8 protein-coding genes are annotated in these 15,024 nt (G+C 57.1%); 5 read left to right on the top strand and 3 right to left on the bottom strand.

All coding sequences use genetic code 11. The features are described from left to right. Positions 1-45: 45 nt before the first annotated feature. A complete protein-coding gene (locus M0G74_RS16735; protein ID WP_248219762.1) occupies positions 46-1,293 on the bottom strand; it encodes an MFS transporter in 1,248 nt (415 codons plus the stop codon). A 257-nt stretch (positions 1,294-1,550) separates the two neighbouring features. Here M0G74_RS16735 and M0G74_RS16740 point away from each other — a divergent pair, with 257 nt between their 5' ends. The 4 genes from M0G74_RS16740 to M0G74_RS16755 all read left to right on the top strand — a co-directional run bounded on the left by M0G74_RS16740 (position 1,551) and on the right by M0G74_RS16755 (position 8,401). Next, positions 1,551-2,405, top strand: a complete 855-nt coding sequence (locus M0G74_RS16740) for a carbon-nitrogen hydrolase family protein (protein ID WP_248219765.1) — start codon at positions 1,551-1,553, stop codon at positions 2,403-2,405. A 180-nt stretch (positions 2,406-2,585) separates the two neighbouring features. Continuing rightward, entirely contained in the window at positions 2,586-4,958 is a 2,373-nt protein-coding gene (locus M0G74_RS16745) for a TonB-dependent receptor (RefSeq protein ID WP_248219766.1), read from the top strand. A 48-nt stretch (positions 4,959-5,006) separates the two neighbouring features. Continuing rightward, on the top strand, positions 5,007-6,572 hold the full coding sequence (locus tag M0G74_RS16750) for a sulfotransferase (protein WP_248219769.1): 1,566 nt from the start codon (positions 5,007-5,009) through the stop codon (positions 6,570-6,572). A 167-nt stretch (positions 6,573-6,739) separates the two neighbouring features. After that, the gene (locus M0G74_RS16755; protein ID WP_248219770.1) at positions 6,740-8,401 is read left to right on the top strand and encodes a serine hydrolase; all 1,662 of its coding nucleotides are present in this window, start codon (positions 6,740-6,742) and stop codon (positions 8,399-8,401) included. A gap of 80 nt (positions 8,402-8,481) precedes the next feature. Here M0G74_RS16755 and M0G74_RS16760 read toward each other — a convergent pair whose 3' ends face one another. Next, positions 8,482-11,268, bottom strand: coding sequence for a M1 family metallopeptidase (locus tag M0G74_RS16760; protein ID WP_248219773.1), 2,787 nt, complete (start codon positions 11,266-11,268; stop codon positions 8,482-8,484). A gap of 173 nt (positions 11,269-11,441) precedes the next feature. Continuing rightward, entirely contained in the window at positions 11,442-13,010 is a 1,569-nt protein-coding gene (locus M0G74_RS16765) for an alpha/beta fold hydrolase (protein WP_248219775.1), read from the bottom strand. A 348-nt stretch (positions 13,011-13,358) separates the two neighbouring features. Here M0G74_RS16765 and M0G74_RS16770 point away from each other — a divergent pair, with 348 nt between their 5' ends. Next, on the top strand, positions 13,359-14,969 hold the full coding sequence (locus tag M0G74_RS16770) for a hypothetical protein (protein ID WP_248219777.1): 1,611 nt from the start codon (positions 13,359-13,361) through the stop codon (positions 14,967-14,969). Positions 14,970-15,024 lie beyond the last annotated feature (55 nt).

Here is a 15,024-nt window from a genome sequence, read left to right on the forward strand (position 1 = left end):
CCGCTTTGTCTTCATTTCTAAGCTCTGCACTATGTATGAAAAATCTCAATCTGTGGCGCGATCCAGCCGCGCCGCCGCAGGAACGGCAATCAAACAGATACCAAGCACCACCGTAACCACAACAATCAGCTGCGTGTAACTCCCACCACCGGTAATGAAATAACCCGCGAACAACGGCCCGCAAGCAAGACCCAGCTTGGACGCAAAACCGCCGAATGCCCCCATCTGTCCCGCACTGTCAAACCGTGATGTCATGGTCAGGAAATAGGGTACGCAGAATGCCCAGGTAATACCGGTAACCACGTTGGCGATGATAAATATTTCTCGAATACCGCTGGAAACAAACATCAGCAATCCCACTACCGTTATGAGCAGAGCCAGTCCCAATGGTTTTGCCAGTGGGAACTTTTGACCGGTCACCGCGGCCAGAGCGGCACCAGTGATCGCAATCAGGTTGGCCCAGAACAGGGTCTGGCTGATAAAACTGAGCGGAAGTGCAAAGGATTTTCCGAGATCGAAGATGAACGCAAACAGAGCCATATTTGCGAACTGAAAGCAGAACAGGGCGATCAGTGTGATGGCGATGGGGCGAACTGACAGTTTGTGTTCTCTGCTGGTCACGGCCGTTACCGGCACGGATTGCTCGGGCAGCGGGTAATCTGCAATCAGTGGCAGCATCATCAGTGTGATCGCACTGAAAGTAATCAGAGCATAAAAAGGCACGTAAGGGCCGTGTTCCACAACCAGCGCCGGCAGAAAGCCCATGCCGATGGCACCACCGATGTATTGCACCAGCAGTACCATGCTGTAACTGCGCCCGGCAATACCACTGCGTGCAATAGCCGCAAAGCCCAACCCTACCAGCGCCCCACCAAGTATTCCGTGCACCAGACGCAGGGGAATCAGCAGGTCCAGATTTGCCAGCTTGATCGTCAGTACGTCCATACCGATGGAACAGCACAGCAAAATCGTCGCCGCCAGTTTCCAGCGGGGGATGTAGCGGATCAGCCAGGAAACCGTAAATGCGCCGATCACCGCACCAATGGTGTTGGCGAAGGTGATTTGCCCCGCCTGCTCAGCACTCAAACCGGCCCCTACCATCAGTGCATCGACAATCACCGGAAAGATGTTGACGTAATAAAGCCCTGCAGAGGACAGGAAACCGAGAAAAATACTCGCTAGCCAGCCGTTGCTCGCCAGTAGTCCAGTGTGCGTGGAAATTTCAGGAAACTGTCCTTCGGGTGTCGAACCGCCTGGGAGCTCGGTTGCTTCGGTAGTGGATGGGCTTTGCATAAGAACTCCGGAGGTCGGGACGCTATTGTTATATCTCTGGTGTTATTTCTCTGAGCCGGACCAAAACTAACCTATTACAGCACTGGCGATAGTGCCAGTTTTACCGAGCCTTTGGGGCCACTTCGCCGGTTTCCTGCCAAATCCCCCCATAACCACCTTGTGGACTAATCGTCAGCGCCAATCTGGACCTATAGCTGAGCCATTGGCTGGGCCAGTATTACTCCAGCCGAGAATAATCAAGTAGGACACGGTGAGCGATGAATACCCAACCCCGCCGCTTCGGAATTGCCGCACTGCAGCTGAACCTGGATGAAACCGACAATCTGGAGCTGCTGCTGCAAAAGATCCAGCGCACCAAGCTCCGCTATCCCTGGGTCAAGATGGTGGTGTTGAGCGAGCTGGCGCTGCGTGGTGTTGGCGCCCAGCATGCGCGGGAATTACCCTCAGCCGAAGAGGAAGCATTTTGCCGCGCAGCCCGCGAGCTTGGTATCTGGCTGGTGCCGGGCTCCATGTACGAGAAATGCGGAAGCACGGTTTTCAATACAACACCGGTGATCAATCCCACGGGCGAAGTCATCGCCCGCTATCGGAAGATCTACCCCTTCCTTCCCTATGAAAAAGGCGTTACCGGTGGCGACCAGTTTGTGGTGTTCGAGGTCCCGGAAGTGGGGCGTTTTGGGGTTTCCATCTGCTACGACATGTGGTTCCCGGAAACCACCCGCGCGCTGGTATGGATGGGGGCAGATGTGATTATTCATCCCACCAAAACGGACACCATCGACCGCGTGGATGAACTGTCCATTGTGCGCGCCAGCGCCACCATGAACCAGTGCTACATCGTCGATGTGAACTCGGCTGGTGCCCAGGGCGTAGGCCGCTCGATTATTGTCGGCCCGGAAGGTGAGACGATTCACGAGGCATCGGTTGAAGAAGAAATTATCACTTTCGAGGTTGATCTGGAAAAAGTTACCCAGGTCCGCGAGCGCGGCATGAAGGGCCTCGGCCAGCCTCTGAAAAGCTTTCGCGATGGCCGGGTGTACTACCCACAGTACGAGCAGGGTGCGGTATCCCCGGCTCTGGCGGAACTGGGAGAGCTGAAAATTCCGGAGTAGTCACGTCTCGGGTGATTTCATTTTCGCAGGGTGAAATATAGCTGGACCAGTCGTTGTAGACTAACTGGCTCTAGGTTTGAGCCAGGGTCCACAAGTAAAAACGCAGAAAACGAAAGCCGGCGCAGTTTGGCCTGCATGTAACCTTTCAAAATAAGAGAACCAGACCTAGCAGAGGGCATCATGAAACAACCGATCAAACAGGGGTTTTACCGAAGCGCGCTCGCCACCGCAATTGCGGCAGTTTCCACTGGAAGTATTTTTACGGTGCCGCAGGTTTTCGCGCAAGAGAGTGGTCCGATCGAAGAGATTGTTGTGACGGCAACCAGCCGTGAGGCGTCCATGCAGGACATCCCCTACAACATCTCTGCGGTTTCCGGCGATAACATCAGTGCCGCCCAGATAACGGATCAGGCGGAGCTTATGCGCAATATTCCCGGCGTGGCCGTGGTTGACCGCGGAAGCCGCAACTCTGGTGTGATCAATGGCATCATGATCCGGGGGCTCAACGTGGACGGCGCTGCACTCGGTGACTATGCACTTGCCGCTTCCCCCACGGTGTCTACCTATGTCGACAGCACGCCGGTCTATGCAAACTTCATTCTCAAGGATCTGGAGCGGGTGGAAGTTCTGAGGGGGCCACAGGGAACCCTGTACGGTTCTGGCTCGCTCGGTGGCACCGTGCGTTATATTACGCGGGCGCCCAGCACTGAGGCGGTCGAAGTGCAATTGAACTCCGGGGTGTCCTCTACCGCCGGCTCCAGCGGCCTGAACTATTTCAGCGATGCGATAATCAATATACCGCTCGCCGACAATATCGCCGTTCGCGGCTCCGCCGGATTTGTGGATAGCGCGGGGGTTGTGGACTATGTCAATGTTTACCAGCTGGACAATACGGGGTTGCCGGTAGCGCCCAACGGTGTTCTCTCGGCGGATGCAAATTATCGCACCGTAAAAGATGCCGATACGGTGGATATCAAGTATGTAAAAGTGGCCGCGCTGTGGCAGCCCACCGAAAAAATCGAGGCTGTGCTGACACATATGATGCAGCAAGACGACATCGGTGGTCGTCGCCAGCAGACGGTGGGAATGGATGGATTCGGAAATAGCTATGACGAATATGAAAACGGCTCGGTACAGCTGGAGCCTTCCAGTCGCGAAGCCGATTTGACGTCACTGGAAGTCGATATTGACCTGGGTTTTGCCACCCTGACTTCCTCCACCTCACAGTACGACCATGTTGGCGAATCCGTTTCTGAGAATACGGGTTTTTACGCCCAGCTGGGCTGGCTGGGGCAGTGGTACTACAACTACACCCGGCCAATGGCCGAGGCGGCGCGTCAATATGAAGACAGTGCCTTTATCCAGGAGCTACGTCTGGTATCGAGCACCAGTGGCAATTTTGATTGGACATTGGGTGCTTTCCATATCAATCAGGACACCGCAGGTGCTCAGCAGAGTTACCTGCGCGGCTTCGATCGTTGGGCTGCAACTGCCTGGGGTATAGACCTGGTCGCCACGGATCAGGACTGGGATTACAGCCGCATGGACGAATTCACCGAGAATGCCGTCTACGGTGAAGCCACCTGGCACATGGACAAATTGCACTTTACCCTGGGCGCACGTTACTTCGATAACGAATATCAGTCCGACGTATTTATGGACCTGCCGCTGTGGGGGCCGGGGGTGATCGGTGATGCGGTCAACGAACGCCGTACAACCTCGGATAACGGCACCCTGTTCAAGGGCAACCTGTCCTACGACATCAACGAAGACACTATGGTCTACGCGACCGTCTCGGAAGGTTATCGCCGCGGTGGTACCAATGCCGTGCCGCTGAGTGGAAATTTTGCGGAGAGCGATGCCTGGCTGGAGTACGACTCTGATGCCGTGTTGAACACCGAGCTGGGTATCAAGGGCAACCTCGGAAATGCCCGCTATACACTGGCGGCGTTTATGGTGGACTGGCAAGATGTGCAGATGAATACATCGACGCCTGTTGGTGGCTTCTACGCGGTCGCAAATGGTGAAAGTGCCAGCACCAGCGGTCTGGAATTTGAAATCCAGGGCAGTGTCACTGAAACGCTGAGTTATGGCATCGGCTATGCCTATGTCAATGCAGAACTGGACGACGCGCTGGTTTCCCCGACCGGTGGCCTTCTCGCCAGTGCCGGAACCCGCCTGCCGGGAACGCCGGAGCATACGCTATCCGCGGCTCTGGATTACCGCGCTCCAATCGGCAATCAGGGGCTGGAGTTGATTGCGCGGCTGGCTTCCTACTATCAGTCCGATACACAGAATGCGGCCAGCGATAGTGTGCGGTTTGCGCAGACACTGGATGGCTTTGCCATTGTGGATGGGCATGTTGGTATTGCGGGTGATTGGTGGTCGGCGACGCTGTTCGCGAAAAACCTGGCCAATGCGCAGGGCTCGACCGGTATTTTCAAAGAAGAGTATATGGGCACGGATCCTTCGCAAAATTATTTCGGCAACGGATCCAAGGAATTCCTTGCACTGCCCAGAACCATTGGTGCAAACCTGAAAGTGACTTTCTGATCGCAAAGAATCAAGTGTGAGCCTTGTCATTGTTGCTTGATTTAATTGGTGTATTTGGGGGCGCTCTGCGCCCCTTTTTTGAATGCTCGGAGTGCTTGGCATAATGGTAATCCAACACAGAAAATTCAAATGACGGAAAACGTGGATAAGATTGAAGCAATGCCGCAGGGTGCAATTCGGCAAGCCAATGCCGCACTTCAGGGCGGAAGGTTTTTTGACGCCCTGGAAGTGCTTTCCGATGCTCGAAAAAAATATTCAGATGCACTGGTGCTGTTCCCGCACACAATTCGCAGCCTCATATTCTGTGGGGAACACCTCAAGGCGCGGGCGCTGGTGCGCGAGTATCTCGATCGTGCTGTAGATATGCCCCAGCACCTTGCGGAGTGCGCCCAGCTGCTGGTTCAGTGTCAGTTGCTGGATGAGGCGGTGAGTACTTATCGGCAGCTCGCCGCGGGAGGAAGCCGCGATGGTAAGTACAACCTTGCGGTCAATCTGGTGGCCCTGGGAAATACGACTGAAGCAGAAGAAATACTGACGGCGTTACTTGAGAGCAACCCAACGGATGGCCAGGCTCAGCTGGTAAAAAGCGGTTTAAACAAGGCCACTACGGCGTCAAATGATGTTGCGCACATTGAGTCTTTGTTGGCAGGAGCGCGGCTGTCGCCGATGGATCGGATCCAGCTGCACTATGCCGTTGGTAGAGAACTGGAAGATTTGCAAGAGTTCCCCGCTGCCTTCGCACACTTCCAGAAAGGGGCGAACCTGCGCCGTCGGGGTATGCAATATCGCGTAGAGGGTGACCTGGAGACATTGGATTTGATCCGCCAGTGTCATGGCGGTGGCGGTGGCGGTGGCGGCGAGCAGGAAGCGGATGCACAAGTGGGGCAAGAGGCGGTTTTTGTACTCGGCTTGCCGCGTTCGGGTACCACATTGGTCGACAGAATTTTGTCTAGCCACAGTGACTGCAGGAGTCTTGGGGAGATTACCGATTTTCCGATGTCACTGATGGTCGCTTCCGGCAGAAAGCTTGCGAAGAGCGAGCTGGTCAGGGAAACCGCACGTTGGGCTCCGGAAAAAATCGCGCAAAGCTACCTTAAGCGACTGCAGAATTTTCCGGGGTCGCTCCCTCGGAATATTGATAAAACACCGCAAAATTTTCTCTACGCCAGCCTGATCACCCGGTCCATGCCCGGCGCAAGTGTCATCTGGATGGATCGTCACCCCCTGGATGCCTGCTTTGCCATGTACAAGACACTGTTCCAGATGGGGTACCCCTTTTCCTATGACCTCAGCGACCTGGGGCGCTACTACATAGGGTATTGGAAGTTGAAGTCCCAGTGGCAAGACAGATTGCAAGGCAAGGTTCGATTTCAGCGTTATGACCGGCTGGTAGAGGACTTCCCGAGACAGGCGAGAGAGCTGGTTAGTTCTGCCAAACTCGACTGGCAGCCAGAATGTGAAGCATTCCATCATAACCGCAGTGCCGTGGCGACGGCCAGCTCGGTACAGGTTCGGCAACCACTGTATAAATCGGCGGTAGCGCACTGGCGGCACTATGAGCATCAGCTCGAACCCCTGGCGGCCATACTACAGCAAGCGGGCGTACCGCTATAACAACTCCGCTGTCCGCTCATGCATCGAAAATGAAAGCAAAAACAAAAACAAAACCAACAAAAACGCATTGCCTGGCACTGCTGGCCCTATGGGCAGGAGCGACGTATTGCTGGGGAAACACCGGCAATGAATATGCCCAGTTGACCGGCGATGGCAAGGTGTCCCGAATGCTGCTGAGTCGCGAGGCGCTGTTGACCGGCGATGGCCCGAGCAGCCCGATCAATTTTTCGGGCTATGCGTTACCCGCTGCGGCGGCGCACCCGCAACATGTTTTTTCCGGCACGCTTACCCTGCACGGCGAGGCCCACGGCGGCAACTTTACAGAAATCAAGGACACCTATAACTACACCGACACCGGTAAAGACGACAGTTCCCTCAAGCATTTGCCGGAATTTTCATTCCAGTTTCTCCAAACAGGAAGCCACATTTTTCCCCTGGAACGCGGTTCCATCGCCAGCAGTCACCCGCACTGGGAATATGTGCTGACTCCCGGACGCGTGTGGCAGGAGGTTGGTGATAAGGGCTACAGCCGCGCTGCGATTCCTTTTGCGCTGCAACAGCGCAATGCAAATTGTATCCACAACGGCGTGCTGAGTTTTTTGTTCAAGGGCGATGGCTCTGTTTCCAGAGTTGCCTATCAGATTAGTAGTGAAACCTGTCTGTACTTCAAGGCAGACTGGTGGGGGTTGCTCGATGCGACCTACACACCGCAGGCCATTGCCAACCAGAAGCAGCGAATTCAGGATTATCAGGCAGAGGTGGCAGCGCGGATGCCAATCAAGGCACTGTCGCTACTAAATACAGATTATCCGGGCACCGATTACACGGCTTTTCAAAGCCCCGGCAGTACCGATCCCAGTCATGTCACCACCGCGGGTTTTGTGATTGACGGCAACCACTACCGGGGCGATTGCGTTACCCGCCACGGGAACTATCCCTATTGTGAGTCTCTGGTGTTGCCTTCCTATTCCATCGCAAAATCGGTATTTGCCGGTGTCGCGATGATGCGCCTGCAACAGCAGTATCCGGGGGTGCGCGACACCATCGTCAGCGACCATGTGCCCGCGTGCAGTAAAAGCAACTGGGGTGATGTCACCCTCGATAATCTGCTGGACATGGCTACCGGCAATTACGACAGCGCAACGTACATGGTAGATGAGGCTGCCGAGCATACCGACGGCCTGTTTCTGTCTGACAGCCACCGCGGCAAGCTCAGCTACAGCTGCGGCCATTACCCGCGCAAGGATTCCCCCGGCAGCCAGTGGGTTTATCACACCTCGGACACCTACATTGCCGGCACGCTGATGGCGGACTACCTGCGGGGGGAGCGGGGCAGTGACGCGGACTTGTTCGGAGACACGATGGTTGCCGATCTCTGGGGCCCCGTGGGAGTAAGTCCTACCGGGCAGTATACTCGTCGCACCTACGATGCCGCGGCGCAGCCGTTTGCCGGTTGGGGGCTGATGTGGTTGCCGGACGATGTGGCCAAAATTGGCCGCTTTGTCGGCATCGACAAGGGCAGAGTTGGCGGGCAACAGAAACTGGATCTGGGGGAGCTGAACGCGGCTCTGCAACGCAACCCCTTGGATACCGGCACGATTCCCCTGGCCGATTACCGCTACAACAACGGCTTCTGGGCGCACAATGTGGTGGGGAAATTAAGCGGCTGCCGCGGTAATCACTGGATTCCGTTTTTATCCGGCTTTGGTGGAATCACTGTGGTGTTGTTGCCGAACGACAGTATTTATTATTACTTCAGCGACAACGATACCTATTACTGGCTGGATGCTGTGCAGGAGGCCCATGGTATTCGCAGCCTGTGCCAGTAGGCTCCTCGCTAAAACACAAATACTTGGGCCAAAGTAAAAACGGCAGCCAGTGGCTGCCGTTTTCGGAGTGGCGCTTTGCGCTATTTCAGGCTCGCTGTCAATGCCTGCCCTTTTTCCTTCAGCGCCATACACAGGTTGATGCCTTCTTCGGTCTGGTCCAGCGCGCGCTGGTAACCCGGTACCAGTTTTTTCTGCTGGGTGAACAGTGCCTGTACCTGTTGCAGGGAGTGCTGGTCACAGAAGCTCGCAGCGAAGCGCGGGGTGTTGCGGCGCCACTGCTCCGGGATCTTGTTGACCACTGCGCTGAAGTTATCCTGCAACCACTGCCAGTTTTTTTCCTGCAGTGCGGGTTCTGCCAGTGCATTGTGGATCAGGCCGAAGGCCTCGCGGGAACCCATGTCATCGCTGAGCGCCAGGTTGTGGATGATGTGCAGTTGCGAAGGGTCGGTAACGCGACCGATGGCGTCGGCACTGGCGCTATCGAGCAGCGGGTCGTCGAGCTCGCTGCGAACCTTGATCAGGTGATTGAGGAATTCCTTGCCGGAATCCTGTACCGCGACCGTCAACGCACTGGTGTACAGATCTGAATCCAGGGCTTTGGGATCGCGCGCCTGATTGAAGCCGGTAAACTGCTCGGCTTTCTCCTGCAGCAGCTTGCGCGCTTCCGCATTTTTGCCTTCCAGTGCCAGGAAGCCGATCAGCTTGCTGTACAGCAGTTTGCTTTCTGAGTCGCTACTGCCTGCCAGTTGCTGGGCTTTTTTCCCGTAGAGTTTACTCAGGAACGCCTGCCAGTTTTTGCTGTGCGCTTTTTCCACATAGTGATCGGCGTACTTGCCGAGGTAACCGAGCGAAGCTTCCACCACCTGGCGCTTGTCGGAGGCGGCAGAGAGCTGGATGACCTCGGTGAGCGTCGTCGGCTTCAGCTGGCCCGCTTCAAACGCGGCGAAGGCGCTGTCGATCACGGCCAGTTGCTCGGTGGGCTCGAGTGAATCGAATTGCTTGAGCAGTGCCTGCCAGTATTTTTCTTCCATATTGAAACGGTAGTAGCCACTGCCGTTGACATTCGGCATTACCCACTCGGGGCAGCTGCCGCCGGATACCTCGATCTCCTGCTGGGCACTGGTGAGGAATTCGCACTGGCTAACGCCGGAGCTGCCGCGCCCACAGAAGGGGATGCTCCACTGCTGCCCGTCGTCACTGATCGGTGAGCCCAGGGGTTTGTAGCGCTGCTGGGAGACACGGATTTTAGCCGCGTCTGGGGTGCTGCAGTCCACGCTCATGGTCAGCAGGGGGACGCCTTTCTGTTCCACAAAGGTGCGGAAGGTTTCGGTCAGTTGCGGGCTGTTGGTTTCATCGCCGATGACTTTATAAAAATCCGGTGAGTCGGCAACGCCATCGGCAAAGGTCTCGATATAGCGGCCCAGTGCCGGGCGGAAGGTATTCGCACCGAAATATTCATCCACCATGTGGATAACACCCAGGCTTTTGGCGTAGGTGATGGCATCGTAGGCGTTGCGGATGTCGTTGTTATCGGTGATCGGCTCGCGGATGGCACGGGTGCTGGCGAGGGAGTCCAGTTTCATCGCACTGATGGCGCGCACCGCGGCATTCAGGTCGTGGCCGCCGTCCGGTTCCATGATGGTGAGTACCAGCGGGGTACCCCAGGTGGCGAAGCCTTCCTTCAGCCACAGGTCGTCCCACCAGGGTGGGGTGACCAGGTTGCCAAACCACATATGGGCAATTTCATGGGCGTGTACGCCGAGCAGTGCCAGGCGCAGGCCGGGTGCCGGTTCATCGCCTTCCACCAGAATGCGCTGCTCGCGATAGGTGATGGCGGCGGAGAGCTCGGTGGCGCCGCTGGGCCACTGGGGCGCGGCGACTATGTCGAGCTTTTTGAACGGGTAGGGGCGCTGCAGCTGTTCTTCAAAAATACGCAGCATCTGCGGGGTGACGTCGAGAATATATTTCAGATCCTTGCCGCGGCCTTTGCGGGCAAAACCGCGCAGGGGAAGTTCCTGCTTGCGGTATTTGTTTGCTGGAATCGCCGGGCGTTCCACCACATCGAACGGGCCCACGGCCAGCGACAGCAGGTAGGTGGGCATGGGGCGGGTCTGGGCAAAGGTGACTTTTTCCAGGCCGTTGCCCGCATCGCTGCGGCCCACCTCAGGCGCATTGCCGATGGCCACGTAGCCCTTGGGGATCGTCAGGTTGATGTCGTAAGTGGCTTTGAGGCCGGGTTCGTCAAAGCCTGGCAGGAAACGTCGCGCCTGGATGGATTCGGACTTGGCGAGTGCATAGGCCTCGCCCTTTTCCTCGACCTTGAACAGGCCCGCGAGATTTTTATCAAAAGGTGCACTGTATTTGATGCGCAGTGTGATTTTGCCGGCAGGCACACCGCCGGCGAAATCCACGCGTACCACGCCGCTTTCCAGCATCTGGCGATAGTGGGCAGCTACGACCTTGTCCTCGGCTTTCTGTTTGTCGGCGGCGCCGGGGATCAGGGCCTCGATGTGGGCGACGTCGATATTGTTGCCGTGCATCCAGATATGGTCGGTGGGCTTGTCCAGCTCGATGTCGATCTCCACCTGGCCGTCGAAGCGGTCCTGGCGCGGGTCAAGGTTCAGGTCCAGGCGGTAGGCGGTGGGGCGCACGCCGTCGGGCAGTTTGCCCGCCGGGGGTTGCTCTTCTGCAGAGCTGCCGGCTTCGGTGGCGGGCTGCATGCCGGCCTTGGCGGCGTCTTGCGGCGCGCTTTCAGTGGCAGCGGGTTTGTCTGCATCACTGCCGGCGGGTGTGTTTTTATTCTGGGTATCGCAGCCAGCCAAGAGTAAAAGTCCGGCCAGCAATGTTGGTAAGGCAAGTTGTCGCATAATTGCTCGATCTTTTGGGAAATTCGCGGTCAGAAGTGACCCAATTGTAGCGGTTTACGCGTGTGTTTCTAAAACGCCAGCGGGAGATAAACGGACGGGTGGGGCGTGAAAAGCGCCGGAATGAATCCGGCGCCGGCAGGGTGTGCGTTACCAGTGTGCGCTACCAGTAGGCGTTACAGGTGGGGAATCGTCAGCACCGATTGCCGGTTGCTGCGATAGGGCACCTCGATTTCGTAATTGGTATCAGCAGGCTTCTGATAGATGGCGCCCTGGGTGTCGATGGCCAGGGTAACCACATGCCCGGGCGGTACATCGTAGGAGGTGGTGAAGAGTTCCAGGGAAACTCTCTGTGCCTGGCCCACCGCAGCATCGTGCAGGGTGACCGGGGCGTGGGTGATCAGGCGGCCGAGGCCAAGTGGACCCGTGTCGTAGAGGTGTACCTGGAGTTGCACTTCGGGCTTGCTGGGTTTGATCCACATCTCCAGTGTCGGAGTACCGCGGATTTTGAAGGTGCTCCAGTGCACCGGTGAGTTGTACTCGATGGCGTGGTAGCCGTTGATGCCGGTCATGTTGGTGTACACCGGGATACCAAAACCTTCCAGCGCGTCGGAAATCACGGGAATGCCGGTACCGGCTTTGGTGTCGGCGCCGCCGTGGAAGTCGTTGCTCCAGCCCCAACCGTTGTAGGGGCTGGTTTTCATACTGGCGTTATTGAAGTAGCTGAGGCGCGGGTGCAGGTGGTAGCGGGTGCTTTTGTCGGTTACCGGGAAGTCGTCGAACTGTTCGATCTCGTTGCTGATGCGCACGGTCATGTCGACCTTGGGTTCGCTGTCGATGCCGTTGGCGTCGCCCTTGAGGTGGTGGTCGAACCAGCGAAAGGTAGTGGCCCAGATGTGACCATTGTTGCCGCCGAGGGTTTCGGTGACGGCGTGGGTGCCCGGGTTGAGGAGCAGTTTTTTGGGACCGTCCAGCAGGCTGTAGAGCTGGGTCATGCTGTTGGGTTTGAACAGGTAATCGGCGAAATTATTCGACATCAGCACAGCGGTACCGTTGCTGTTCAGTTCCGGTACGTAGGAGAGTGCGGAGCGGGGGGCGGCGAATTCTTTTACCCCCTGGATATTTTCGGTGGCGCGCAGGTTGGCCCAGATGGTGTCCACTTCCGGATCGAGGTTGAACGCGGTGGTGGTGAGGATGGTGCCCCACACCAGGTTGACGGTGTTGCCCGGGTAGAGCCCTTCGATGACATCGGACCAGCCGGAGAGCGCTGCCACGGCGTCCACCCGCGTATCCTGCGCGGCGGTGATTAACGAGACGCCGGCGCCATAGGAAATGCCGGCCATACCCAGCTTGCCCACCGGATAATGGCCTTCCAGCCAGTCGATCAGTACGCTGGCATCGGTGATGGTGTTGTCACCGGCGACGTCTACCAGACCTCCGGAGGCACCAAAGCCACGGGTGGAGTAACTCATCACCAGATAGCCATTCTCGGCCAGTGCTTTGGCCTGCAGCAGGTACTGATGCTTGTCCAGCACCCAGCTGTTGGTGAAGAGCACTGTGGGGTAACCGCCGGCGGGCGCCGGGGTCTCGGGGATAAACAGGTTGGCGTCTAGCTCGGTACCGTCGAAGCTGGTGATATCCAGGTCGGCAACAAAGGTCGGGGCCGCCTGGGCGGCAGGGCTAAGGGGAATAAAAGTGCACGATAGGGCACCGGCCAACAGCGCCGGCAGGGCGATTGTCTTCATGGTTTTCTCTCTGATTATTGCTTTTATATTTGTGACCCGGTGAGAGTGCTTGTTCACGGGCGGATTCATTCTAGGAGGGCAAAGCGGGGCGAATCTGACCATTTTTACCAACCGGGATGGCATTCCCGGCCACTGGCGGCGGCTTAAACGCGAAACCTGCCAGTCATGCCGGGACTAGTACGGACTTAACAGTCGGTACTGTCTGGTCCCATATAACGGGATGAACTTAACCCTTAAATTGAAATTGCTCTTTTTTTAACCAGTGAAAACGGGTAATGTGGCAATTCGCGCAACGCTGTACAAAAAGCAGTCAGTTGCTTCGAGAACCCAGAACCAGGTGGCCAGAATATGTTTTCACGATTCATCGCTTCCATAGTCCTTCTTTCCAGTGCGCTGCTGTACGCCGGCGGAGCCATGGCCGACAACCTGGCCAAAGACACCTGGTACAAAATTGACAGCGCTAACTTCCAGATCATCACCAACGGCGACCCCCAGGCGGTGCGCACCCTGGCGGCGGATCTGGAGCGCTACCGTGCCGTGTCCCTCGCCCTGCTGGGCTCCGAGGGTGACGACACCAAGCTGACCATCTACGCCGCCGCTGACCGCGAGAGTTATGCGGGCCTGGTGGGTGAGGACCTGTCGGAAATGACCAATGGTCTTTTCGATACCACCGCCGAGGGCAGCTATGCATTGGTGAACCTGGACGGCCGCACCGGCGAGCGTCAGCTGGCGGCGCGGGAGTTCCTGTTCCACGAGTACACCCACTTCCTCAGTTACAACGGCACCACCACGCACTACCCCTACTGGTACAGCGAGGGCTTTGCCGAGTTCATGTCCACCATGACCTTTGGCCCGGGCAACACCTACAAGCTGGGCGCCATTCCCAGTGAGCGCGCCATGACCCTGCTGTACACCAGCCCGATGCCGCTGCAGGAACTGTTGCGCGCCACCGTACACAACACGCCGGATGAAGAAAAAGGCCGTGTGTATGCCAGTGGCTGGATGCTGGCCCATTGGCTGGTGATGAAAAGCGGCAAGACTGAGGCCTTCAAAGGCTATGTGAAGGACTACAACAATGGCGCCGACCCGGTGAAAGCGCTGGCGAAAAACCTGGGCATGTCTATCGCGCAGCTGGAAAAGGTCTACAACGACCAGTTTGCCAGCGGCCAGTTTGACCTCGCCAGTGGCAAGGTACCTGCGAGCTTCAAGCCGGTGACCCCGAAAGTGGCGACCCTGAGTGGCAAGCAGACCGTTGTTGAGCTGGCGCGCTTCCTGGTGAAGTCCGGTTACAACATGCAGAACCTGGATGCGATGGTGAAGTACGCGGAGAAAGAAGGTATTTACAGCTCGGAACTGACTGCTGTACAAGCCGATGCAGCTACTCGTATGGGTGATTTTGACAGCGCTGCCATTTTGCTGGGCCGCGTTGCCCCCTCGGATCGGGACAACGCCTGGTACAAAAAAGCCCAGGCCTGGTTGTGGCTGAACCGCGAGATCAACACCATGGGCCGCGACCGCAGCAAAACCCTGCTGAAGAAGGCGCGCGACCAATTTGTTGAGCTGGTAAACACCCGCGCGGAAGAGGCGATGAACTGGTACGGGCTGGCGATCACTCTGGAGATGCTGGGTTACCCGAAAAAGCAGTACACCGACATGCTGGAGCAGGCTTACCTGCGCGCACCGCGGGAACTGCACATCGCCCAGTGGTGGGCACAGGAGCTCTACAACCGTAAAGATGCGGAGTACTTTGCCCAGGTAGCACAACCGCTGATGCTGGAACTCACCAGCGAGGCGGAATACAACCAGATGAAGATGATGCTGGCGGAACTGAAGCCGAAGGCGGCGCAAATGGCGAAAGGTGTCACCAAAAAAGAGACCACCCACAACCACGCCCATGCGGCAAAGCCGGACAGTGCCGCAGGCGCGACTGGCAAAGGGGTTGCGGCCTCGGCACCTTAAATGGCCGCGAAAATATAAAGACCTATCAGACCTGAAAGGGGGAGCTTTGCTCCTC

It is taken from the genome of Microbulbifer sp. CAU 1566 (assembly GCF_023156515.1).
In the GTDB taxonomy this organism is placed as follows: Bacteria; Pseudomonadota; Gammaproteobacteria; order Pseudomonadales; family Cellvibrionaceae; genus Microbulbifer.